The sequence below is a fragment of the Allosphingosinicella deserti genome (assembly GCF_003012735.1).
Lineage (GTDB): Bacteria > Pseudomonadota > Alphaproteobacteria > Sphingomonadales > Sphingomonadaceae > Allosphingosinicella > Allosphingosinicella deserti.
The window spans coordinates 65,785-90,067 of sequence record NZ_PXYI01000003.1 but is presented as its reverse complement, the minus strand read 5'-3'; the positions used below and the strand labels follow the sequence as shown (position 1 = coordinate 90,067).

General features: G+C 68.1%; 20 protein-coding genes. 11 read left to right on the top strand and 9 right to left on the bottom strand.

What is annotated here, in order from left to right; translation table 11 throughout:
• Positions 1-57 precede the first annotated feature (57 nt).
• Entirely contained in the window at positions 58-2,484 is a 2,427-nt protein-coding gene (locus tag C7I55_RS08805; protein ID WP_106512578.1) for an ABC transporter permease, read from the bottom strand.
• An 11-nt stretch (positions 2,485-2,495) separates the two neighbouring features.
• A complete protein-coding gene (locus tag C7I55_RS08800) occupies positions 2,496-3,170 on the bottom strand; it encodes an ABC transporter ATP-binding protein (protein ID WP_106512577.1) in 675 nt (224 codons plus the stop codon).
• 174 nt (positions 3,171-3,344) lie between these two features.
• Between C7I55_RS08800 and C7I55_RS08795 the strand changes: the two genes are divergently transcribed.
• The 4 genes from C7I55_RS08795 (at position 3,345) to C7I55_RS08780 (ending at position 6,880) form a co-directional block, all read left to right on the top strand.
• Positions 3,345-4,595 (top strand): sigma-54-dependent transcriptional regulator, encoded by a 1,251-nt coding sequence (locus C7I55_RS08795; protein ID WP_233222172.1) that lies wholly within the window; start codon positions 3,345-3,347, stop codon positions 4,593-4,595.
• A complete protein-coding gene (locus tag C7I55_RS08790) occupies positions 4,585-5,730 on the top strand; it encodes a sensor histidine kinase (RefSeq protein WP_106512575.1) in 1,146 nt (381 codons plus the stop codon). Before C7I55_RS08795 ends, C7I55_RS08790 begins: the two co-directional genes overlap by 11 nt.
• A 142-nt stretch (positions 5,731-5,872) precedes the next feature.
• Positions 5,873-6,364: a (R)-mandelonitrile lyase gene (locus tag C7I55_RS08785; RefSeq protein WP_332888413.1), complete on the top strand. Its 492-nt coding sequence runs from the start codon at positions 5,873-5,875 to the stop codon at positions 6,362-6,364.
• A gap of 81 nt (positions 6,365-6,445) precedes the next feature.
• On the top strand, positions 6,446-6,880 hold the full coding sequence (locus C7I55_RS08780) for a putative quinol monooxygenase (RefSeq protein WP_233222122.1): 435 nt from the start codon (positions 6,446-6,448) through the stop codon (positions 6,878-6,880).
• A 38-nt stretch (positions 6,881-6,918) separates the two neighbouring features.
• Here the strand turns inward: C7I55_RS08780 and C7I55_RS08775 are convergent, their stop codons facing one another.
• Positions 6,919-7,704 carry a PhzF family phenazine biosynthesis protein gene (locus C7I55_RS08775; protein WP_106512574.1) on the bottom strand — a complete coding sequence of 262 codons (786 nt, stop codon included), beginning with the start codon at positions 7,702-7,704 and terminating at the stop codon, positions 6,919-6,921.
• A gap of 140 nt (positions 7,705-7,844) precedes the next feature.
• Here C7I55_RS08775 and C7I55_RS08770 point away from each other — a divergent pair, with 140 nt between their 5' ends.
• Genes C7I55_RS08770 through C7I55_RS08750 form a run of 5 tightly spaced genes read left to right on the top strand, consistent with a single transcriptional unit; the run spans position 7,845 to position 15,125 of the window.
• A complete protein-coding gene (locus C7I55_RS08770) occupies positions 7,845-9,233 on the top strand; it encodes an SWIM zinc finger family protein (RefSeq protein WP_106512573.1) in 1,389 nt (462 codons plus the stop codon).
• Entirely contained in the window at positions 9,226-10,644 is a 1,419-nt protein-coding gene (locus C7I55_RS08765) for a DUF5691 domain-containing protein (RefSeq protein ID WP_106513142.1), read from the top strand. The genes C7I55_RS08770 and C7I55_RS08765 overlap by 8 nt, the downstream gene beginning before the upstream one ends.
• On the top strand, positions 10,641-11,720 hold the full coding sequence (locus C7I55_RS08760; protein WP_106512572.1) for an ATP-binding protein: 1,080 nt from the start codon (positions 10,641-10,643) through the stop codon (positions 11,718-11,720). Before C7I55_RS08765 ends, C7I55_RS08760 begins: the two co-directional genes overlap by 4 nt.
• Positions 11,721-11,724: 4 nt before the next feature.
• Positions 11,725-13,965, top strand: a complete 2,241-nt coding sequence (locus tag C7I55_RS08755) for a DUF5682 family protein (protein ID WP_106512571.1) — start codon at positions 11,725-11,727, stop codon at positions 13,963-13,965.
• A complete protein-coding gene (locus tag C7I55_RS08750) occupies positions 13,962-15,125 on the top strand; it encodes a VWA domain-containing protein (protein WP_106512570.1) in 1,164 nt (387 codons plus the stop codon). Before C7I55_RS08755 ends, C7I55_RS08750 begins: the two co-directional genes overlap by 4 nt.
• Before the next feature lie 48 nt (positions 15,126-15,173).
• Here C7I55_RS08750 and C7I55_RS08745 read toward each other — a convergent pair whose 3' ends face one another.
• On the bottom strand, positions 15,174-15,992 hold the full coding sequence (locus tag C7I55_RS08745) for a DoxX family protein (RefSeq protein ID WP_106512569.1): 819 nt from the start codon (positions 15,990-15,992) through the stop codon (positions 15,174-15,176).
• Between the two features lie 194 nt (positions 15,993-16,186).
• Here C7I55_RS08745 and C7I55_RS08740 point away from each other — a divergent pair, with 194 nt between their 5' ends.
• Positions 16,187-17,020, top strand: a complete 834-nt coding sequence (locus C7I55_RS08740; RefSeq protein WP_158266347.1) for a winged helix-turn-helix domain-containing protein — start codon at positions 16,187-16,189, stop codon at positions 17,018-17,020.
• Position 17,021: 1 nt separating this feature from the next.
• Here C7I55_RS08740 and C7I55_RS08735 read toward each other — a convergent pair whose 3' ends face one another.
• The 5 genes from C7I55_RS08735 to C7I55_RS08715 all read right to left on the bottom strand — a co-directional run bounded on the left by C7I55_RS08735 (position 17,022) and on the right by C7I55_RS08715 (position 20,977).
• On the bottom strand, positions 17,022-17,894 hold the full coding sequence (locus tag C7I55_RS08735) for an NAD(P)-dependent oxidoreductase (protein ID WP_106512567.1): 873 nt from the start codon (positions 17,892-17,894) through the stop codon (positions 17,022-17,024).
• Positions 17,891-18,736, bottom strand: a complete 846-nt coding sequence (locus C7I55_RS08730; protein ID WP_106512566.1) for an SDR family NAD(P)-dependent oxidoreductase — start codon at positions 18,734-18,736, stop codon at positions 17,891-17,893. Before C7I55_RS08730 ends, C7I55_RS08735 begins: the two co-directional genes overlap by 4 nt.
• The gene (locus tag C7I55_RS08725) at positions 18,733-19,722 is read right to left on the bottom strand and encodes an aldo/keto reductase (RefSeq protein WP_106512565.1); all 990 of its coding nucleotides are present in this window, start codon (positions 19,720-19,722) and stop codon (positions 18,733-18,735) included. The genes C7I55_RS08730 and C7I55_RS08725 overlap by 4 nt, the downstream gene beginning before the upstream one ends.
• A 109-nt stretch (positions 19,723-19,831) precedes the next feature.
• Positions 19,832-20,488 (bottom strand): alpha/beta hydrolase, encoded by a 657-nt coding sequence (locus tag C7I55_RS08720; protein WP_106512564.1) that lies wholly within the window; start codon positions 20,486-20,488, stop codon positions 19,832-19,834.
• An 81-nt stretch (positions 20,489-20,569) separates the two neighbouring features.
• A complete protein-coding gene (locus C7I55_RS08715) occupies positions 20,570-20,977 on the bottom strand; it encodes a BLUF domain-containing protein (protein WP_106512563.1) in 408 nt (135 codons plus the stop codon).
• Between the two features lie 212 nt (positions 20,978-21,189).
• On the opposite strand from C7I55_RS08715, the gene C7I55_RS08710 reads away from it, so the two are divergent.
• On the top strand, positions 21,190-24,246 hold the full coding sequence (locus C7I55_RS08710; protein WP_106512562.1) for an efflux RND transporter permease subunit: 3,057 nt from the start codon (positions 21,190-21,192) through the stop codon (positions 24,244-24,246).
• Positions 24,247-24,283: the final 37 nt, after the last annotated feature.

Genomic DNA, 24,283 nt, shown 5'->3' with positions numbered 1-24,283 from the left:
CTCGATAGACCGGCGACACTGCCCCTGGTCGCCGACCGGGCTTGTCATCGTTCCGCGTCATTCATGGCGCAGGGCCCAGCCCGGGGCGGCGCGGCTCGCGCGAAGCGATTGGCCGAGCACGGTCAGCACGGCGATGGAGAGCGCAATCAGGCTCGCGGCGCCGAAGAAGAGCGGCGACAGCGGGATCCGGTCGTTGAAGCCGGCGAGCCAAGTCCGCGCGGCGAAGTAGGCAAGCGGCCAGGCGAGCAGGTTGGCGAGCAGCACCGGCCGGAGGAACTGCCCGATGAGCAGCCTGACGATGTCCGCGGAAGAAGCACCGAGCGTCTTGCGAATGCCGATCTCCTTCACCCGCCGCGCCGTGTTGAACGAGGCCAGCCCCCAAAGACCGACGCAGCCGACCAGCACCGCGAGCCCCGCGCCGACCGCGAGGAGATGCAAGGCGCGCTCGTCGGCTTCGTAAAAGTCCGCAAGCTGCCGGTCGGCCGTGTCCGCCTTGAACGGCACCTGCGGCGCGATCCGCCGCCATGTCGTCTGCACCGCCTCGAGCATCGGCTGCGGATCGCCGGTGAAGCGGATCGCCGCGATTGGCTGGGCCGGGTGGTCCCGAATATAGATATAATAAGCCGCACCTTCCGGCGTGCGCGGCGAGAAGAAGCGCAGTTCGTCGATGACTCCGATGATCGTGCGCGGGCGCGGTCCGCCGACCGTCTTGCCGATCGCGTCCGCGGGCGATCGGAAGCCGAGCGTCGTCACGGCCCCTCGATTGATGACGATGTTGCGGCCCTGATCCCATTTGCGCCAGTCGCTCGAATCGTCGGCGCCATGCGCATCGTCGAACAGGCGCCCGGCGAGGAGGCGCGGCCCATAGGTTCGGAAGAAGTCCGGACCGACGCTGAACATGCGCAGCATGGGCGCATTCGGCGACTGTCCCGGCATTTCGACGACGTCGATATTGCCGCCGCCCGCGCCCCCCGGCGCCACGTCGGCGGCACCGACTGAGACGACGCCGGGCAAGGTCCGGAAGGCGGCGATCAGTTCCCGCGCCTGGCCCCAGCCCAGGGTGATGTCGGCGAGCGAGGGCACGGTAATCAGCCCCTCCCGCCGGAACCCGAGATCGGCCTGGCGGAGATGGCGCATTTGGGCGGCGATCACGATCGTGCTCGCGATGAAGGCGATGACCAGCCCGAATTGAAGAACCACGAGCACTTCGCGCAGGCGCGCGCCCGCTCGCCCACCGCCCGGCGCGCGCGCGGAGGCGAGCACTGCGGCGGCCGGGAAGCGCGACAGCAGCAGCGCCGGGTAGAACCCCGCGGCAAGCCCGATCAACAGCGTCAAGGCCAGCAGCACCGGCACGGCCCAGCCGTAGGGGATAGACAGGGACAGGCCGCCGGCGGCATTCACCCACGGCAGGCTCAGTTCGACGAGGATCAGGCCGAGCAGCGCCGCGAGCGCCACGGTGACGATCGCCTCTCCCAGGAACTGGCGGATCAGCGCACCGCGATCGGCCCCGAGCACCTTGCGCATCGCGACTTCGCGGCCGCGAAGGCCGGCGCGCGCAGTGGCGAGATTGACGTAATTGACGATCGCGATGAGCAGAGTCAGCAGGCCGACCAGGCCGAGCGTCGCGACCGTAAGCTTGCGGCTGGCGGCTTCGGCGCCGAGCGGCTCGAGGTGCGCGCGCGCAATCGGCAGTAGCGACAGGTTGAGGAATTTCGAGGCGTTCGGCCCCACGTCCTTGGTCGCGCGGCGGTCGACGAAGGCGGGCAAAGTCTGCTCGAAGCGGCGTGCGTCCGCAGGCGTGTCGAAGCGCAGCCAGGTCTTGAGGGACGCCGAGCCCCAGCGATGCCACATCCACTGCGTTGGCGGCGGCGTGGTCGGCATCGGGATCAGGACAGAGAAGCGAAGGTCGGTGTTCTCGGGCAGATCCTCGAAGATGCCGGCGATGCGGTAGCTCGCCGGCGCGTCCACCGCGATCGTCATCGTCTGGCCGACCGGATCCGCGCCGCCGAAATATTTGCGTGCGGCCGAGCGGCTGATCAGCGCCGCAGCGGGATCGGCAAAGGCACGCCGCGCATCGCCCCGGACCATCGGCAGAGCGAACAAATCGAAGAAGGAAGGATCGACCTGCGCGACGTCCTCGCTGGCCGCAAGGCCGTCTCGAACGACGCTGCCGCCATTCTCGCCGCCGCGCAGGCGGGCACCGGCAATGCCCGGAAAATCCTCCCGCATCTGCTCGAGGAGCCCCGACATCGTAAAGGGATAGGCGCCGTTGAACGGACTTCCCGGCATCTGCAGATCGGTCTGCACCTGGTACAGTTCGTCATGCCTCGGCAGCCAGGTCTCGAAACTGGTCTCGAATCGCACGTAGAGAGCGAGGACGAGAAATACGGCGATGCCGACCGCCAGTCCGCCGATGTTGAGCGCAGCGTAGAGCTTGTGTCGGGTGAGCGAGCGATAGAGGGCGAGCCATGCGTAGCGGTTCATCGATCCGTCCTTCAGAGCAGACGGGCGGAGGCGACGATCCGGCCATCGAGCATGTCGATGCGGCGGTTCGCCTGATCGGCATGGCTCGGCGAGTGGGTGACCATCACGATCGTCGCCCCTTCCTCGTTGAGGCCGGCGAGGATGTTCATCACCTGCCGGCCATTGTCGCTGTCGAGATTGCCGGTGGGTTCGTCGACGAGGATCAGAACCGGGTTGCCGACGATCGCGCGGGCGATGGCGGCGCGCTGCTGCTGCCCGCCCGAAAGCTGATGTGGGAAATGGCGGCCGCGGTGCGCGATCCCGACCTTGTCCATCGCCGCGGCGACGCGAACCCGACGGTTGCCGGCTTCGCCGCGATAGGCGAGACCGAGCGCGACATTCTCTTCGACGGTGAGCTCGTCGATCAGGTTGAAGCTCTGGAAGACGAAGCCAAGCCGGTCGCCCCTGAACCTGGCCAGTTGCTTCTCGTCGAGCGCCGCCAGATCGCGATCTTCGAACAGATAGCGGCCCGCACTCGGCCGATCGACCGTGCCGAGCATGTTGAGCAAGGTCGATTTGCCGCAGCCCGACGGGCCCATGATCGCGACGAACTCTCCGGCGTCCACCTCGAGATCGACGTCGCGGAGCGCCATCGTCTCAATTTCCTCGGAGAGATAGCGGCGCTCGACTTGTTCGAGACGGATCATCGGAGCCCCCGACGGTGCGGATTTTGCGTGTACGTCACCATGCTCGGAAGAGACGGTTGCGTGTACGGATCGATCGGTCATCATGGATACAATGTCGCCGACGATCCGGGAAAAACCTAAACGCTTATGAATGAAAGACTTTCCCGAGAAACACCGGACTTGGACCGTCCATTGGTGGACAGTGCGTCCGAAGATGGACGGCCGGACGGCCGGTCAAGCGGCTCGGCGATTCTGCTCGTCGACGACGATCCGATCGTCGCAAGGGCGATCGAGATCGCCTTGCGCCTCGCCGGCCATCGCACCGAGATCGCGGCGAGTCCGCAAGAGGCATTCTCCCGTCTCGCACGCGAACACTATGACGCCATCCTGCTCGACATGAACTTCGGCCCCGGCAAATCGGATGGGGCGGAGGGCCTCGCCTGCCTCGCCCGCATCCTTGCCGACGATCCGGCGGCGTGCGTGGTCGTCATCACCGCCCATAGCGGCATCCGCATCGCCGTCGCCGCGATGCAGGCGGGCGCACGCGACTTCGCGATGAAGCCGTGGCGCAATGCCGAGCTCGTCGGCAAGGTCGAGGCGGCGATCGCGCGCACCGGCTCCGCGGCCACTCCGGCTCCGACGTACCGGGCGACCGGCGCGCCGCGTCTGCTCGGCGAGAGTGCTGCCATGCAGACGCTCCGCGCGCTGATCCGGCGCGTCGCGCCGAGCTCCGCAGGGATCATCGTCACCGGACCCTCCGGAGCGGGCCGAACCCTCGCTGCGATGGCGATTCACGCGGCGTCGGCCGACGCCGGGACGCCTTTGCTACGCGTCGACCTGCGCGACCAAGCCGCCTGGCGGCAGCTCCGCGGCGCAACCGGTACCGTGCTCCTGCGCTACCCGGACCAGCTCGACACATTGACCCAGGCGCGTCTAGTCGAGCGCCTGCCGCCCGGCCTCCGATGCCTTGCGGTGGCGGACACAGTCGCACCCCTCTCCCCTGCCCTGCGGCGGCGGATCGCGATCGTCGAAGTGCCGGTGCCCCCACTGGCCGCGCGCGGAGACGATTCCCTGCTGCTGGCGAGGCATTTCGCCGACGATGCCGCGCAACGCTTTGGCCGGCCTCCCGCAACCCTGACCGGGGCTGCCGAGGCGGCGATCCGCACCGCGATCTGGCCGGACGAGGTACGCGGACTTGCGCTTGGGATCGAGCGCGCGGTGCTGCTCAGCGAGGACGGGCGGATCGACGCGGCGGCGCTTGCGCTTCCAACGCCGGCTGCCGACGCTGCGGTCGCACAAGACGCGAGCTTCGACCTCGACGACGCGGAACGTGCGGTGATCGGGGCGGCACTTCGCGAATATCGGCACAACGTAACCCGCGCCGCGACCGCGCTCGGACTGAGCCGCGGCGCCTTGTACCGCCGCATGGCGCGTTATGGCCTTTAGGCAGAGCAGCCACGCCATCCTCGCCCCGTTTGCGCTGGTCTTGTGTGGAGCGATCGCGCTGGCCGCCTGGCAACGCGGCCTCTGGGGTTTGCTGACCGGCGCACTCCTCATCACGGCCTGGATCGCCACGCTCATCTGGTGGGGTCTGGTGCGACCGCGCGCCGAATTCGCTCGCGCCTCGGCGCCGCCGGCCAGCGGCGATGACGGTGCGCCCGCACCGCTGCTCGACGCCGCGCCGACGCCGCTAGTCGCGATCGAGGGCGGCATCGTCCACGCCCTGAACCGTGCCGCGCGGACGCTGTTCGCAACCGACGATCGGGTGGTGCCGCCCCCTGCCGACCTGCTCGACCCGGGCGCGCACTATCTTGGGTACGAGGGCCGCCGCTGGCGGGTGGATCGTGTCGAGATCGCAAGAGGTGCCGGCGCCGGCCGGACCGTGGCGGCATTGATCGACATCGAGCAGGAGGAGCGCACGGCAGAGGCGCGGGCGACGGCCGAGATGATTCAGATCTTGGGCCACGAACTGTTGAACGGTCTCGCGCCGATCGCCTCGCTTGCAGAGAGCGGTGCGGCCGCCGCCGTCATGCCGGACGGCGATCCGGCGTTGCTCGCGGACATCCTCGGAACATTGGCACGCCGCGCCGAAGGGCTGCAACGCTTCACCACCGCCTACCGCGCTTTGGCCCGTCTGCCGGAGCCGGTGCCGCGGCCGGTGCGGATCGGCGAGCTCGCCGCCGATCTCGCGCGCCTGTTCAGCGGCCGCTGGCCCGACCTTGTGCTCGAGATCGAGGCGGCGGACGATCTCACCTGGTCGATCGACCGCGACCAGGTGAGCCAGGCCTTGTGGGCCCTGCTCCAGAACGCCGCCGAGGCGATGCCCGGCACCGGAGCCGGCCGCATCCTGGTGACCATCACGCAGACCGAGGGGGGATTGTCGATCCGGGTGCGGGACAATGGCCGCGGCATCCCGCCCGGGACCGCGCGCGACATCTTCCGCCCCTTCCATTCGGACAAACCCGACGGCACCGGGATCGGCCTCAGCCTCGCCCGCCAGATCGCGCTCGCCCATGGCGGCGCGCTGACGCTGGAGCCGGGCGAAGAGACGACCTTTCATCTGCTTTTCCCGGCCCGATGAGGTCGGCGCGCGGACGGTGGTGAATTCCGCTCACCGCTCCATCGACTCTTTCCTGGCTGATCCTTCGTCGCCGTAGCGTCTACGTGTCGGTCGAAGCCAGATGTCGGCGCGACCGATCCGACGACGCAAGGGAGACATGCTGATGATGGCCACGATTCTGATCGTCGGCGCGATGCTCATGCCCGCCGCGACCGGCGAATCCGACGGGAGAACCACGATGGAGATCAGCCGCAACGGCAGCCGCCCCTCCGCCAGGGGGCCGGCAGACTATTTCACCGGAGCGGTCAGCATCGATCCGCTTTTCGACGCGGTTGCGCCGGCTCGGGCTACGGCCGCGATCGTGACCTTCGAGCCCGGCGCGCGATCGGCGTGGCACACCCATCCGCTCGGCCAGAGGCTGGTCGTCACCGCGGGGCTTGGCTGGACCCAAATGGAAGGCGGCCCGATCGAGGAGCTCCGCCCCGGCGACGTCCTCTGGTGTCCGCCGGACGTCAAACATTGGCACGGCGCCGCGCCCGGGACCGCGATGACCCACATCGCCATCCAGGAAGCCAAGGACGGCAAGGCAGTGACCTGGATGGAGAAGGTCACGGATGAGGATTACGCCAAGGGCCGCCGCAATGCCGGGTCGTGAGGTCCGCGACGGGGCTGCATCCGACAGTTGGCGCCGGCCTTCGTCGCTCAGGTGGAACCCTACGCTGATGGAGGAGGATCGATGAAGACGGCAATGGGCAAGGCAATCACATTGGCGATCGCTGCCGCAATCCTCGCGCTCTGCGTAGGCAGGGCCGATGCCGCAGCTGCCGCGGAGAAGCCGATGGTCCGCATCGCCGAGCTGGAGATCGATCCCGCGCAGCTCGATGCCTACAAGGCGCTGCTGGCTGAAGAACAGGAAGCGTCCGTGCGGCTCGAGCCGGGGGTGATCATGCTTCACTCGGTGGCGATCGCCGACGAGCCCACCCGCATCCACCTGCTCGAAGTCTATGCGAGCCGGGCGGCGTACGAGGCGCACATCAAGGCGCCGCATTTCGTGCACTACAAGCTCTCTACGGAGAAGATGGTGCGATCGCTGCGGCTGATCGAGACGGAACCGATCCTCCTCTGCGCCAAATCTAAGGGACTCGCCGGCGGGCCGGTTGCCTGCTTCTGAACCCGGCTCGCATCACCGATACGGATCCAGAGCCCCGTTCAGAAGATCGCCTCGCCCTCCAGGTAGAAGACGCAGGAACCTTCGAGTTCGACCCGGTCACCGCGCAGGCGGCAGACGATCTCGCCGCCGCGGCGTGAAGCCTGGAAGGCGCGGAAATCGGTCCTGCCGAGCCGTTCGGCCCAGAACGGCGCCAGCGCGCAATGGGCGCCGCCGGTTACCGGATCCTCGTCGATGCCCTTCGCCGGGGCAAAGTAGCGGCTGACGAAATCGAAATCGCCGCCATCTGCGGCCGTCACGATCACGCCGGCGCAGGCCAGCTGCCGTACGGACGGGAGATCGGGGATTAGCGTCCGCACCTCGTCGGAAGTCCCCAGCCGCACGAGGAAGTTGAAGCCGTCCCACTCTACTTCGATGGGCTCGGCCCCGATCGCGGCCGCAAGTCCGACCGGAGGCGCGACCGCCGTGCAGGCGCGCGCCGGAAAATCCATCCGGTAGCGCGCGCCCTCGCGTTCCACGGTCAACGGCCCGCTCGCCGTTTCGAAGACCACGCTGTCGCGTCGCGGTTCGAGGCGCTCCATCACCGCCGCGGCGCTCGCCAAAGTGGCATGGCCGCAGAGCGGCACCTCCACCGTCGGGGTAAACCAGCGCAGGCGATAGATTTGCCCGTCCGGCACCAGGAACGCAGTCTCGGGAAGGTTATTCTCGGCCGCGAGCGCCTGCAGAATTGCATCCGGAGGGAAATCGTCCAGCAGCATCACCGCCGCGGGATTGCCGGCGAACCTCCGGGTCGTGAAAGCATCGATCTGAAATACAGGTGCACGCATCGCAGTCGCCTAGCAGAGCCTCTGCCGCGCAGGAAAGCGGCCGGCATGACCGTCCCCCGCTTCCGCGCACTACGCCTGATGCCCCATTGAGCTTTGGCACCATTCCCGTAAGCTGCCGCGCGGGACAGGGGCAAATCAGCGTGGGCATCGATCTCAGGGCCATCGAGCAGCTGGCGACCGACCAGGCGTCGCTCAAGGCCGCGTCGGGCCTCGCCAAGGCTGCCAAATGGTCCGGCGTCGGGATGAGCGAGGACGGCGTCCTGATCTGGGGACAATGTGCCGGATCGGGTGCCAACCCCTATCGGGTGATGGCCGACCGCCGCGATCTCGGCAACAAATGCACCTGCCCGTCGCGCAAATTTCCGTGCAAGCACGTCCTTGCCTTGCTGTGGCTCGACGCCGAAGCGATCCTGCCCTTCGCGGTCGCCGACACGCCGGACTGGGTGAGCGACTGGCTCGGCCGCCGCCGGGGCGGCGGTCCCGCGCGCACCGTGCCGGTCGGCGATGCCGCCGCGCCCAAGGATGCGACGGCGGCGCGCGCCCTCGAACCCGAGGCCGACGATCCGCAGGGCGCAGCCCGCCGTGAAGCCGCCGCGGCGAAGCGGGCCGAAGACACGGAACGCGCGATTACGGACGCGCTCGACGCGCTCGACACCTGGGTGACCGACCAGCTTCGCCTCGGGCTCGGCACCTTCATCGACGATGCCACCGCGCGCTGCCGCCGGATCGCCGCGCGCATGGTCGATGGCAAGGCCGCGACCCTGGCCGGCCGACTGGACGAGCTCCCTGCCCGCTTGCTTTCCCTCCCGCCGGGCGATCGTGTCCGCGGCGCCGTGGTCGAGCTCGGCAAGCTGGTGATGCTGGCGCGCGCCTTCCGCGCCGCGCCGCGGGATCCCGAAATCCGTCGCGCCGTTGCGGCCTCCGAAACGCGCGAAACCCTGCTCGCCGACCCGTCCTCCCTGCGGGTGACCGGCACCTGGGAGGTGCTTGCCGAGATCGTCGAGACACGCCGAGACGGGCTTGTCTCGCAAACGACATGGCTGCTCAATCTCGGCGAAAGCGAGCCGCGTTTCGCGATGCTGCTCGATTTCCATCCGGCGACCGCCGGCCGGCGCGGGTCCGTCTTTTCGGCGGGCGAACGCCTTTCCGGAGAGCTGGTCTTCTATCCGGGGCGGCGGCCGCTGCGCGCGATCCTGGCCGCGCGCAGCGATCGGCCGGCGGCCGGGCAGACCGACTCCTGGCCGGAGCCCGGCGAGGATCTTTCCGCCTTGCTCGCCGCGCCCTTTCTCGATGCGCCGTGGGCGCTCGAAATCCCGGTTCTGCTGCCGCCGGGCCGGCTCGCCGCGGATCCGGCGGGTAAACTTTGGTGGCAGGCGGCGGAGGACGGGATCAGCCTGCCGGTCGCCGCCGACGTGCCGCGTGCGCTCCTCGGAACCTCGCTCGCGGCCTCCGCCGCCTTGTGGTCGAACAGCCGGCTGACTTTCCTCGCCGCATCGACGCCGTGGGGGAGGCTCGGTGCCGATGCTTGACGATCTCCAATCGGCACTCGGGCCGGTTCTGACCCGGTGGACGACGGGCGGCATGGCGGCCCAGGCGGCGCCGGAAGAGTGGCGGGCCGCGATCGGCAGCAGCGGCGCCGATGCCGAACTGGCCTTGCTCGCCCTCGCGGGCCAGTTGCTCGGCGCGATGACCGTGGCGCAGCCGACCGACGATCTCGGCCCGCTGCCGGATTTTCCGGCTTTGCCGTTGCCGCCCGTTCCGGAGCTGGTGCGACCGCTCGCACGCCGGCTCGTCGCCGCCACGCGCGGCGGCGGACAGCGGCGAAGCCTGCTCGATTTCCTCGCCGCGCGCGGCTGGACGATGCATCCCGGCGACTGGATGCCGGAAGCGAATGACGAAGATATCCCCGATGTCTACGCCCCCTGGCGCGACTGGGCCGCACTGGCCACGGGCGATACGGCGGCCCTACCGGGCGAGTTGCTTTCCGAGGAGAGCTGGAACGACTTCGGCCCCGCGGGTCGCGCGGCGGCGCTGGTCCGCCTGCGCGGCGACGATCCGGAGGCGGCGCGGCGCCTGCTCGAAGCGCGTATCGGCGGAGAGCCGGCCGACTCCCGCCTGCGTCTCGCGACGGCGCTCGGCGCTCGTCTCTCCGATCAGGACCGGTCGTTCCTCGAAACGCTGCTGAGCGATCGCGCGCCCAAGGTGAAGGCGCTCGCGGCAACCTTGCTGGCCCGCCTCGGCCATCGCGGGGAGCTTGGCAAGGATGCCGCGGAGCTCGCCGGCTTCTTCACGGTCGAGACCAGGGGCCTGCTCCGTCGGACCAGGATCATCGTGCCGCGAACGCTCAAGACGCCGGCGCAGCGCCAGCGGCGTCAGGAGCTGCTCACCCGGATCGACTATCCCGCCTTTGCCGCTGCTCTCGAGGTCGATCCCCTCGGCGCCGCTGCGATGTGGAGCTGGGGGGCGGATTACCAGGCGGACGAAGGCATTGCGGCCATGATCGCGGCGTCGGCGCCCGACGCGGTGGTGCAAACCGCCGTCGAGACGCTGCGCAACCGCGGCGCCGAAAGTGCCGCCAACCTTGCCTTGCTTCTGCCGCGCCTCACCGAACCCGAACGCCGGGAGGTCGCCGAAGCCTTGCTTCGCACCCGCGGCGTCAGCTTCGCGGATGCCGCTTCGATCGGTGCCGGCCTCTGCCGGATTGCCGACCCGATGCGCGTGCCTGCCGGCGCGGCCCTACTCACTCTGCTCATCGCGGATGAGGCCGGCAAGAGCGCCGCTGCGGCCGCCGAGCTGCAGGCGTTGGGCCTCGTCGCATCGCGCGAAGGTGCCCGGCGTGCGATCGAAAGACTCGGGCAAACGGGCATGCTCGCCGCCGATCCCCGGCTCGACATGCTGCGGCTGAATGCTGCGCTCGACGACACAGGAGAGACATCATGACCGAGAAGCTGCGGCGTCCCGCCGAGGAGACCTATGGCGCGGAGCTCGCCGCGCTTGCGGGCGGCGACGGCGAACGCAAGCCGGCCGGCTGGGCACTGTCCCCGCGTGCGGTGGTCACCTATCTGATGGGTGGGACGGCGCCGGACGGAAGCGTCGTCACGCCCAAGTATGTCGGTGACCGCCGGCTGATCGAGACCGCGGTCGCGACCCTCGCGACCGATCGCGCTTTGCTGCTGCTCGGTGTACCCGGGACCGCTAAATCCTGGGTTTCCGAGCATCTCGCCGCAGCCATTGCCGGCGATTCCACTCTGGTGATCCAGTGTACCGCCGGCACCGACGAAAACCAGATCCGCTATGGCTGGAACTACGCCCAATTGCTTGCCCATGGTCCCAGCCGCGAAGCCCTGGTCGCGACTCCGCTGATGCGTGCGATGGAAAGCGGCAAGCTGTGCCGCTTCGAAGAGCTGACCCGGATGGGAAGTGACGTTCAGGACACCTTGATCACGGTGCTGTCGGAAAAGATGATGCCGGTTCCGGAGCTCAACACCTCCGTTTATGCGGCGCGCGGCTTCAACATCATCGCGACTGCGAACAATCGTGACAAGGGCGTCAACGAACTCTCCTCGGCACTCAAGCGGCGCTTCAACGTCGTCGTCCTCCCGTTGCCGGACACCGCATCTGAGGAAGTGGCAATCATCGTCAAGCGGGTCGGCGAGATGGCCGCCAATCTCGATCTTCCCGCACCCAAGAACGTCGCCGACGAAGTCGCGAGGATCGTCTCGATCTTCCGGGAGCTGCGCTCCGGCTCGACCGAGGACGGCAAGATCGCGCTCAAGACTCCGACCGGCGGCCTGTCCACCGCCGAGGCGATCGGCGTGATGGTCGGCGGGATCAGCGAAGCCACGTTCTTCAACGATGGCCGTCTGACTCCCGACGCCCTCGCCAGCAACATGATCGGCGCCGTGATCAAGGATCCGGTGCAGGACCGGGCGGTTCTCGGCGAATATCTCGAGACGGTGCTGAAGAAGCGCCAGGGCTTCGAAGGCTATTATGCCGCTTTGACCGATCGCATCTGAGCCGATGCCGGCGCCCGTCTCGCTTTTCGGCATTCGCCACCACGGTCCCGGCTCCGCGCGGCGACTGATCGAGGCGCTGGACTCTCTGCAGCCGTCGGCGGTGTTGATCGAAGGGCCGAGCGACGCGTCCGATCTGCTGCCGATGCTCGCTGATCCGGAGATGGTCCTGCCGGTGTCGCTGCTCGCTTATGCAGAGGACGACGCGGCCAACGCCACCTTCTTCCCGTTTGCCGAATATTCCCCCGAATATCAGGCGGCGCTCTGGGCCGTGCGCCACGGCGCCCTGCTCCGCTTCATCGATCTTCCCGCAGCCGATCGGCTTGCCCGCTGCGCGCCGCCCGTTCAGGGCGACGACGAGGCGACTGACGACATGGCCCAACAGGAGGACCCGATCAGCCGCGATCCGATCGGCATCCTTGCCGCCGCGGCGGGCTATGCCGACGGCGAGTCATGGTGGTCCGACGTGATCGAGGAGAATCCCCATCCGGGCCCCGTCTTCGCGGCCGTTGCCGATGCCATGGGTGCGCTGCGCGCGGAAGCCGGTGCGATCGACTCCGACGAGGCGGCCCGCGAGGCGACCATGCGGCTGGAAATCGCCCGCGCCGCCAAGGAGGTCGACGGACCGCTGGCGATCGTCTGCGGCGCCTGGCACGTGCCGGCGCTGGCACGCAAGACCAGCCTTACTGAGGATCGGGCTCTGCTCAGGGGCCGGCCGAAGACGAAGGTGAAAGCCACCTGGGCGCCCTGGACGACGCCGCGCCTGGCGCGGGCCAGCGGCTATGGCGCCGGGGTCGCGGCGCCCGGCTGGTGCGCCCATCTCTGGCAGACCCGGGACATGGCGGACCGCGACACGATCTGGTTGACCCGGATCGCCGGACTGCTCCGTGACAAGGGACATTTCGTCTCGACCGCGTCGGTGATCGAGGCGCAGCGGCTCGGCACCGGCCTCGCCGCCCTGCGCGGACGCCCCGCCCCGGGCTTCGAGGAGTTGCGCGAAGCGGCGATCGCCTGCCTGTGCTTCGGCAATCCGGTGCTTTGGGAGGAGATCGCGGCCGAGCTGCTGGTCGGCTCCGGCGTGGGGTCGATCCCGCCTTCGACCCCGCTGGCGCCGTTGCTCGAGGATCTGCAGCGCCAGCAGAAGGCGACCCGGCTCAAGCCCGAAGCGCTGGAACGCGATCTTTCGGTCGACCTGCGCAGCGATAGCGGCCTTGCCCGTTCGACCCTGCTCCATCGCCTGACAATTCTTGACATACCCTGGGGCCGGCTTGCCGATGCCGGCCGAAGCCGCGGCACCTTCCGGGAGAATTGGAAGCTCTGCTGGCAACCGGAATTTGCGGTGCGTCTGGTCGAGCACCTCGTCTATGGCTCGACCATCGCCGACGCAGCCTCCGCGCGCATCGTCGAGCAGATCGAGGCGGACGCCGATCTCGGGGCCCTCGCCGCCCGTGTTCGCGCCGCGATGATCGCCGATCTGCCGCGTGCGGTCGCGATCGGCATAGCCGCGCTGGAGCACAAGGCGGCGCTGACCAGCGATTGCCGCGCGCTGCTGGCGGCACTGCCGCCGATGGCCGACATCCTGCGCTATGGCGAGGCGCGATCCGGCCCCGCCGAACATCTGGCGCTGCTGATGCCGCGGATCGTCACCGAAGCGGCCTTCGCCCTGCCCTACGCGGCCCGCAACCTCGACGCCGATGCGGCGGAGGCGATGCGGACCGCGATCCTCGACGCCGAGCGCGCGGTTCAGCTTGCCGCGCTCGAAGGCGACGTGGTCGAGACCTGGTATGGCGGGCTGTCCCGCTTGCTGGACGACGATCAGGCGACCCGGCTCGTCGCCGGCGCCGCGGCGCGCTTGCTCTACGAAGCGGAACGTCTGCCGGCGGACGAGGCGGTGCGCCTGCTCGGACGGATGCTGTCGCCGGGCACGCCGATCGCGCAGGCGGCGGGCTTCTTCGAAGGCTTCCTTGCCGGTGCCGGTCAGCGCCTGATCCACGACGACGGGTTGCGGAGCGCAGTCGATGTCTGGCTGCTCGGCCTCGACGAAGAGGCGTTCGTCACCAATCTCCCCCTGTTCCGGCGCGTCTTCTCCGCCCTGGATCGGATGGAGCGGCGGCGCCTGATCGATGCCCTGCTCGCGCGGCGGGAACGCGATGGCGGCGGCTATCGCCTCCTGCCGGGAGCCGACGAGGCGTGGCCGGCGCATTTCGCCCGTGTGACCGCATTGTTGAGGGAGGGGGCACGATCATGAGCGACGAGGAACGCGCCCGGCGCTGGACGCTCGCCCTTGGCGTCGACGAGGACGAATCCGGCCTTTCGCCGTCGGATCAGCGCATGTCGGCGGCCTTGACCGCGCTCTACGGCGACGGCGAGAGCGAGAAGAAGGGCCGCGGCGGCCTTGGCGCGTCGGCGCCCCGGGTGGCGAAATGGCTGGGCGACATCCGCGAATTCTTCCCGGCGCCGATCGTTCAGGTGATCCAGAAGGATGCATTCGAGCGCAAGGGCCTGCGCCAGATGCTGCTCGAGCCGGAATTGCTGGCGAACATCGAGGCCGACGTGAACCTCGTCGCCGATCTCGTCGCCCTTCGCGGTGCGATGCCCGACAAGACCAAGGAGACGGCACGCGCGGTGATCTGCAAGGTCGTCGCGCAATTGATGGAACGGCTGGAACGCCGCACGGCGGACGCCATCCGCGGCGCGCTCGATCGCTCGCGCCGTACCCGCCGCCCACGCTTCGGCGACATCGACTGGCCGCGCACCATCCACAGGAATCTGCGCCATTATCAGGTTGCGCAGCGCACCATCGTTCCGGAAACGCTGGTCGGCTTCATGCGGCAGCAGCGCCGCATCGTCGATCTCGACGAGGTGGTCCTGTGCGTCGACCAGTCCGGGTCGATGGCAAGCTCGGTGGTCTACGCCTCGATCTTCGCGGCGGTGATGGCCTCGCTGCCGGTGGTCGCGACCAAGCTCGTCTGCTTCGACACCGCCATCCTCGATCTCACCGAGGAGCTCGCCGACCCGGTGGAAGTGCTGTTCGGCGTACAGCTCGGCGGCGGCACCGACATCGATCGTGCGATCGGCTATTGCGAGGAGCGGATCGAGCGCCCCGGCAAGGCGCATCTCATCCTCATTTCCGACATGTACGAAGGCGGCAACGCGGCTTCCCTGCTCGATCGCCTTGCACGGCTGACGGTCGCCGGAGTCAACGTGATCGTCCTGCTCGCGCTCACCGACACCGGCCGTCCTTCCTACGACCCGCAGCTCTCGGCCAGAGTCGCCGTGCTCGGCATCCCGGTCTTCGCCTGCACGCCCGATCAATTTCCCGACCTGATGGCGACCGCGCTCCGCCGCGAGGACGTGCATCTCTGGGCCGCCGACAGGGACATCAAACTGGTTCGCGCGGAGGAGTGATCGGCACTTCGCGTCGGTCACTCTTCACACGCCGTTTTCGGGAAGCGCTCAGGCACCGCCATAAAGGATCGCTTCGCGCGACCTCGCCGTGTTTGTGGAAAACCCGCCTCGCGTCCGGCGGAGAAGGTCCCCCACCAGCCAGACTGCGCCCATCATCGCCAGACTGATCGCAATTCCCGCCCAGCGCAGCCATTGGTCGGGATGGGTGATCGCGCCCGGCAGCCAGCACAGGGTCGCGAAGCCCAGATACATCAACCCCGCAAGCCGCGTCGCAGGAAGCGCGAGGCGGTTGGCGAACAGGGCGGCGCCGGCGGCAAGGTGACAAAGTCCGGTGAACGCCGCCCAAAATCGGCCGCTGCCGGGCAGCCAGTTCGGCACCATGCTCGCGGTCCCGTCGATTGCGATGAAGTGGGCCACTCCGAAGACCACGGAGCAGATCCCGTAAGTTATCCGCACGGCGGCGACTCCGAGCGGCGCAGGCGAGCGCGGCGGCGTCCGCATCCAGATCGTCGCGGCACCAACCGCGACCGCCAGGTTCTCGCACACACCGAGCCAGATCGTGCCGGGTCGGTCGGCGATATGCGAAAGCCACGCGGCGACATAGCCAAGGAACAGCAGGATTTGGATCAGAGCGGCGGGCCCCATCGTCCGCCGAAAGAACAGCCCGGCGCCGGAAAGAACAAGCAGTCCCGCTGAGAGGAAGGCGAGTGGCTGTCGCAGCGGCAGGCTTTGGGGCACCGGCTGCCAGAAGCTGGTGAAGTCCCGCTGGAGGAAGCACGCTGCACCGAAACCGATGGTCGCGATGCCGAGGATCCACTTTCCGAGGTCACGCTGCTCCGCTGCGCGGATCCGCTGTTCAATACGCATCGACACTCTCCTGGCGTGAAATGCCGGGGGCGTTGCGAGCCCCGAGGCTGAGCGGCAAGAAAGGCCAATGATCGGCGGGCAAGTCGAATAAGGAAAAGCTGAAGATGTCCTGAAGTGCGGGTCTTGGCCGGTCTGCCCTTGCAACGCGAGCCTCCCTGCGTTCTCTTGCCCGAGCCGGATCAGGGAGACGAATCTTGCCAGTAGCGGAAACGTCCGAGGGAGACTGCACCATCGGCGGATGGACCTTCTCGCCGGCGGCCAACGAACTGTGGCGGGGCGACGAGCGGCGGCGGCTGGAACACCGGGCGGCGCGCACGCTGGAACTGCTCTGCCGCCGCCGCGGCCAAGTTGTCTCCCATGAGGAGATCCTGGCCGAGGTCTGGAGCGGACGGGTGATCAGTGCGAACAGCGTGCCGGTCGTGCTCAGGGACATTCGCAAGGCGCTCGGCGACGACGCCCGCGAGCCGCGCTTCATCGAGACTGTTGCGAAGCGCGGTTACCGCCTGCTGCCGGAGGTTACAGCCCCGGAGGCGGTAGCGCCTGAAACACTTGTGATGTCCCGCCCACGGCCGCAGCGGCGGAAGCGCCTTCTGGCCACCCTATTGGCGGCGGTGCTGATCTTCGCCGGTCTGGCGTCCTGGTTCGTTCTGCGCCCCGGCCCGGCGGCGAGGCCGCTGGTCGTCAAAGCGGTCGAAGACGCGACCGGCGCACCGCGCTACCGGTCGCTGGCCCGCGCCTGCGACGAACTGATCACGGCCAGCGCACAGAGAATGCGCGGGGTCCAGGTGTTTCGTGGCGCTGAGGATCACTCCGATGCCATTACCCTGCGGACCCGTCTCATCCTGTGGAACGGTGCGCCGATGGTGATGATGTCGGCCCAGGCCGCGGACGGAGCGGTGATCTGGACAGGCATGACCTCGGGCGTCGAAAGCCGAATCCCGGCCGAAATCGGACGGGCCATTCAGGGCCTTGAGGCGAAGCTCGGCGCGCGGCCTGGCGGAGCCGCCTTCCCCCGCCGGCGCGTCTGACTCAGCCGAGCCCGGCCCCGTGTCGGATCGGCAGAGCAATCGCCGACCAGTCGATCTCCTCGCCCTCCTGGGCGAGCGCCGCAAGCAGGTGATCGCGCACCACGCCGAGCAGCGGCATCGGCACCCGTGCCGCCTCCGCCGCCGCGCCGACCAGCCGCATGTCCTTGAGGCCGAGCGGCGCCGCGAAGCCGGCCGGGCGGAACCGATCGTTGACGAGGATGTCGCCATAGATCTGGTAGACGGGCGATCCGAACAGGGTGCCGGTCAGCACTTCGAGCAACGTCTCGCGGGCGACTCCGCCTTTCTCGGCCAGGGTCATCGCCTCGGCCATCGCCTCGATCGCCGACATGATCATGAAATTGCCGGAGAGCTTGACCAGATTCGCCTGGGACGGCGTGTCGCCGACCGCGAACACGCGCTGGCCCACCGCATCGAACAGCGGCGTACAGGCGGCGCGTGCATCGGCCGGGCCCGCAGCCGCGATGAACAGCTTCGCCGCCTCGGCTGCCGCCGGACGTCCGAAGACGGGCGCCGAGACGAGCACTCCGCCGGCCTCGGCATGGGCGGCAGTGAGCCGCTCGGCCAGCGCGACGCTTATCGTGCTCATCGAGACATGGAGCCTGGTCCCGGACAGGAGGCCCTGATCGCCGAACACGACCTCCTCGACCGCCTTGTCGTCGGCGAGCATCGTCACCACGATGTCCGCGCCATCGGCCGCTTCGGCCGGACTTGCCGCCGCGCGGGCGCCTTCCGCACCCAGCCCGTCCGCCTTGCCGGCCGAGCGATTCCAAACCGTCAGCTGGTGCCCGGCGGCGAGTAGGTTGCGCGCCATCGCGCTGCCCATTTGGCCAAGGCCGACGAAGCCGATCCTCATTCGCTCTTCCCTTCCATGAACGCCCTGAACGCGTCCTCGTAGCGCGGATCCCAGCGTGACAAAGCCGAGCGATTTTCGATGATGTCGCCAGCGCTCCAGGCGATCCGCTTTTCGTCCAACGGGCGAGTCACCTCGTTGTCGGGGCAGAGGATGTAGAAATCGCCTCTCGCCATCGCCGCCAGCATGAAGTCGACGACCTGCTCCGCTGTCCAGGCGCCGGGCGGCTTCTCGGTTACGCCGCGTGCCCGAGTCAGCCCGGTGAAGGTGAAACCGGGAATCAGCAGATGGGCGGTGATCCGATCGCCCGCGGCGCGCAGATGGTGGGCCAAAGATTCGGTCAGTGCCTTCAACGCCGCCTTGCTGACATTGTAGGCGGTGTCGCCGGGCGGCAGGGTGATCCCCTGCTTGGAGCCGGTGTTGACGATCGCGCAGGGCCAGTCGGCGGCAAGCAGATCGGGAAGAAAGGCTTGGATGCCGTAGAGCGGACCCATCAAATTGGTCGCGATCGTCTGCTGCCAGATGTCGGCGCCGGCGAGAATGCCGCCGCCCCCTTCCCGCCCCGCATTGTTCATCAGCAGCGAGACCGGTCCGAGCTGGTGGGCTGCCTCTCTCAGGTAGGCGAGCGAGGCAGGATCGCTGACGTCCGCCCCGATCGTGCGCACGGCGACCCCGTCTCGCGTGAGATCCTCGGCCGCCTCGGCAAGCCCGACCTCGTCGACGTCGGCCAGTACCACGCCCATGCCGGCGTGGCCCAGCTTTGCGGCGGCCGCACGGCCGATCCCGCTTGCGGCGCCGGTCACAACCGCGACCTTGCCGCGCACGATGGCCGGATGATGCCTCACCCGTGCCGTCCCGGAGTCGGCGCGCCCTCTGGGATCAAGCCTTCGGCGCGAAGCTCGTCCCACAGAGCGGTGGGGATTTCCGCAGCCATAAGCCGTGCATTTTCGCGAACGCGGTCCGCATGCTTGGCCCCGGGAATGATCGCTGCGACCACCGGATGGGCCGCGCAGAAATGAAGTGCGGCGGAGCGAAGATCGACGCCGTGGCGGCCGCAGATCTCGGCCAGCCTGTCCCGCCGCGCGACGAGCTGCGGCGGCGCTTCCTGATATTCGAAGGTCCGGCCACCCGCGAGCAACCCGCTATTGTAGGGGCCGCCGACGACGACATGCACGCCGCGATCTGCGCACATCGGAAACAGACGATCGAGCGCCGGCTGGTTGAGCAGGCTATAGCGCCCTGCGAGCAGGAAGATATCGGGATCAGACTCCTCGAGCGCCCGCTCGCAAGGCTCGGTGAGGTTGACGCCAAAGCCCCACCCCTTGATCACGCCCTCTTCGCGGAGCCGGATCAGCGCCTTGGCGGCGCCGTTCATCGCGATCTCGAAGAGATCCTCCCAGGCATCGCCATGATGGTCCGCCGCGAGATCGTGGATGTAGGCGATGTCGATCTGGGCGAGGCCGAGCCGCTGATGACTGTCCTCGATCGAGCGCATGGTCGCGTCGTAGGAATAATCATATTCGGACCGGAACGGCAGCGCACGCACGAACGGCGGATTGTCGCGGACGCTCGGATCGGCCTTGAGGATCCGGCCGACCTTGGTCGACAGGGTGAACTCCTCGCGCGGATAGTTGCGGAGCACGTTCCCGAAGCGGTGCTCGGAAACGCCGTTTCCGTAATGCGGCGCGGTGTCGAAGTGGCGGACGCCGGTCTCCCAGGCGGCGACCAGAGCGGCTTCGGCCTGCGCGTCGCTGACTTCGTCGAACATGTTGCCGAGCGGGGCGCCGCCGAAGCCGAGCGGGCCCGGCGGGGTGAAATGCTGTGATGCCATGAAACGGGTCCTGATCGTGGTGACTCGCTCCGCCGAACGGCGCTGCGCGTCGGCTGTTCCCGTCAAGGGCGGCGAGGGCGGGCCTTCGACGCGAGGGAAGCGCGCCCGCTCAACGCCGCGGGGTCAACGCTTCGACGACGAACGCACCGCCGCGGCGCAGGCCTTCGGGATCGACGCTGTGGCCGACACCGGGCGAGACATGGTCGCTGACCTCGATCCCGAGCTTCTGCAACTCCGCCTTCGCGGCGTGCAGCGCCGCAACCGGGACGATCGGATCCGCCGCGCCGTGGATCAGAAGCACGGGCGGCCTGGTGATTTTCGCATGGGCGAGTTCCGGCGCGCCGGTGAGCATGCCGGAATAGCCGACGATCCCGGCCACCGCCTGAGCGCGGCGGAGCCCGACATGCAGCGCCATCATCGTCCCCTGACTGAACCCGACGATCGCGACGTCTGCCTCGGTCAGGTCATACTGCTTGAGCTTGCGATCGACGAAGGCATCGATCGCAGGGGCCGCCGAGGCGGCGCCGGCGGCCAGGGCCTGCGGCGTGAAGGCGGCGAGCGGCCACCATTGATAGCCGGCACCGTGGCTGCGCTGCGGCGCATTGGGGGCGAGGAACAAGGCGTCAGGCAGCGCCTGGCGCCAATGGGGCGCCAGCGCGATCAGGTCCGCGCCGCTTGACCCGTAGCCGTGGAGCAGGAGGACGATCTGCTTAGGCTTGCTGCCGGACAGCGGCTGCAGGCTGGAGCCGTTTACGATCTTCGACATTCGGCAGAGATGCTCTCAAACCACAGGGGCCGAGAGAACGCCGCCGACGCCTGCGCGTTGCATTGCCGCTCCCGAAGGAGGTCAGGCAGCGCGGGCGTGGATCTCGGCGAAGCCGAGAAACTGCGCCGCAAGATTGCGGTCGCTGAGCTTCGCGACGAGATTCGCAACCACCGCGTTCAGATCGCCGGCGCCGGGAACGCCGCCGAGCTCGAAGCCCATCGACCAGTCGCCGAACTGGCGGGCATCGACCTGCTTGCTGGACAAATTGACCAGCGCGCGGTGCCGGGGGTCGGCCTTGATCCGGGCGAGCGTGGCCTCGACCGCCGCCTCGGGACCTTCGAGTACCTGGAGGAAACGGCGGCCGCCCGCGACGAGCAATCCGGTGACGTCGACGGCCGCATTGTTGCGGCGCGAGGCTTCGAGCACCTCGCGCAGGTCGCTTTGGGCAAAACCGGGCTGGGCAGTGCTGATGTAGACGATCTGGAGCATGAGGACCTCTTTCAGACAGCTGGGTAGCCGCAAATCTGCAAACGAACGGTAAAAACCCGGCCATGCCGCTTCGAGAAACATCCGATCCCGACGAAGAGTCGACGTGACGGACCGCGCCTGAAGGCGTAGTCTTTGGCCATCGATCGGTGGGCGGCACGACCAGGGACAAGTCTGGCGACGCGAAATCCTTCCTGTGCCGGATGGAGGGGAACATGCGGAACATCTCGAGCTGGGCTATTCGCAATCCCGTGTTTCCGCTGGTGCTGTTCGCGACCTTGACCTTGCTCGGCGTGGTCAGTTTTCTGCGCATGGACGTCAACAACATGCCGGACATCAGCTTTCCGGCGGCGTCGGTCACGATATCGCAGCCGGGTGCGGCACCGACCGAACTCGAAACCCAGGTGACGCAGCGAGTCGAAGCGGCGGTGCGGAGCATCAACGGCGTCGACGAGATCTCTTCCACCGCCCGCGAAGGCTATAGCAGCACCTTCGTCCAGTTCGACATCGGCACGCCGGTCGATCGCGCGGTCAACGATGTCCGCGATGCCGTCGCCAAGATTCGCGGCGATCTCCCTGAGGGCATATTGGAGCCGCAGGTCGAGCGGGTCGAGGTCGAAGGCGGGCCGATCGCCTATGTCGCCGCGGAGTCGACGGCGATGAGCCTCGAGGAACTGAGCTGGTACGTCGACAACAACGTCTCGCGGCGCCTGCTCGCCATCCCCGGCATGGCCAATGTCGGCCGCAGCGGCGGGGTCAGCCGCGAAATCCGGGTGATCGTCGATCCCGCCAAGCTGCAATCCCATGGCATCACCGCCTCGCAGCTTAACCAGCAGCTCCGCCAGATCAACCTCAATGCCGCCGGCGGCCGCGCGGAGATCGCCGGGTCCGAACAGTCGGTGCGCGTGCTCGGCAACGCGCGCAACGCCCGCGATCTCGGCGAGAAGAAGATCTGGATAGGCAGCGGCCGCAACGTCAAGCTCGCCGATCTCGCCACCGTCCGCGATCTCTACGCCGAGCAGCGCCACGTCGCGCTGATGAACGGCAAGCAGGTGCTGAGCTTTTCGATCGAGAAAGCCAAGGGCGCGTCGGACGTCACCGTCTACAAGGCCGCGGAGGCGGAGCTGCGCGCGCTCGAGGCCGAGAGCGAAGGCCGGATCCGGTTCGTCCAGCTGTTCACCACCGTGGACTACACCAAGGGCCAGTACAAAAGCGCGATGGAGGCTCTGGTCGAAGGCGCCGTCCTGGCCGTGCTGGTGGTGCTGGTATTCCTGCGCGATTGGCGGGCGACCCTGATCTCGGCGCTGGCCATCCCGCTGTCGGCGATCCCGACCTTCTGGCTGATGGACCTGATGGGCTTTTCGCTGAACGGAGTGACCCTGCTCGCGCTCAGCCTCGTCGCCGGTGTGCTGGTCGACGATGCCATCGTCGAGATCGAGAATATCGTTCGCCACATGCGGATGGGCAAATCGGCCTATCAGGCGTCGATCGAGGCCGCGGACGAGATCGGCCTCGCCGTCGTCGCGACGACCTTCGCGATCGTTGCGGTGTTCCTGCCGGTGGGCATGATGGGCAGCCTGATCGGCCAATATTTCAAGAGCTTCGGGCTGACCATCGTCGTCGCCGTGCTGATCTCGCTGGCGGTAGCGCGATTGATCACGCCGCTGATGGCCGCCTATTTCCTGCAGGCGAAAGGCCATGCCAGCCACGGCGAAGGCTGGGTGATGGACCGCTACGTCGCCCTGCTGCGTTGGTCGCTCCGCCATCGCTGGAAGACGATGCTGCTCGGCCTCGCGTCCTTCATCGCGACGATCTTCGCCTTCGCGACCCTGCCGTTCACCTTCCAGCCCAACGCCAACAGCGACTATAGCTCGGTGGCGATCGAGATGGCGCCGGGTTCGACATTGCGCCAGACCCAGCAGGTCGCCGGCCAGGCTGCCGATCTCATCCGCGCCGAGCCGGACGTCCAGGCGGCCTTCGCCTCGGTCGGGGTCGACAATGCCAATATCTACATCACGCTCAACAAGGAGCGCGAGCGCACCAGCATCGAATTCGAGCGCGACGTCGCCCCCAAGCTGCGCGACATCGCCGATGCCCGAGTCTACTTCCGGTCTCAGCAGGGCTTCGGCAACCGCGCGGTCTCGGTGATGCTGGCCGGCGACGATCCGGAGAAACTCGAGCGCGCGGCGTCCGCCCTCGTCGAGGATATGCGCAAACTGCCGGAGATTCGCGCGCCCCGAATCGAAGGCGATCTCCGCCGGCCCGAGATCATGATCAGGCCGCGCTTCGATCTCGCCGCCGACATGGGAGTCACCACCGCCGCGCTCAGCCAGACCATCCGCATCGCGACCCAGGGCGAGATCGATCAGAACAGCGCGAAATTCTCGCTGTCCGACCGCCAGATCCCGATCCGAGTCTCGCTCACCGAGGATTCGCGCCGCAACCTTGCGACCATCGAGAATCTGCCGGTGCCGACCGCCAGCGGCGGTTCGGTGCCGCTCAAGGTCGTCGCCGATATCGGCTTCGGGCGCGGGCCGACGCAGATCCAGCGCTTCAACCAGGAACGGCGGATCGTCGTCGGAGCCGATCTCGCGCCCGGCGTCGTCGAAGCGATGAGCAAGGTCAACCAGACACCGACGATGCTCAGCCTGCCGCCTGGCGTGAAGCTCGCCAACCAGGGCGAGGCGAAGATGCAGGCCGAACTGATCGAGAATTTCGGAATGGCAGTGATCGCCGGCATCTTCCTGGTCTTTGCAGTGCTGGTCCTGCTCTACAAAAGGATCGTCCCGCCCTTCGTCAATCTCGGTTCGCTGCTGCTCGCCCCGCTCGGCGGTGCGATCGCGCTGCACATCACCGGCAACGCTTTGTCGCTGCCCGTGCTGATCGGAATCCTGATGCTGCTCGGCATCGTCGCCAAGAATTCGATCCTGCTGATCGACTTCGCGATCGAGGAGATGGGCAAGGGCGTCGCCAAGGACGAGGCGATCGCCGACGCCGGCCACAAGCGCGCCCAGCCGATCGTGATGACCACCGTCGCGATGGTCGCCGGGATGCTGCCGACCGCGATCTCGATCTCCGGCGACGGCAGCTGGCGCTCGCCGATGGGCATCGTCGTGATCGGCGGGCTGATCCTGTCGACCATCCTGACCCTGGTGATCGTGCCGGCCGGCTTCAGCCTCGCCGACAGCTTCGAACAATGGCTCGCGCCGAAGGTCGGACGTCTCCTCACCCACAAGCGGCCGGCGCTCCCCACACCGCAGCCTGCGGAATAAGCGTGATGCGATGTTCCGCGGGTCACCGCGGCGCTTG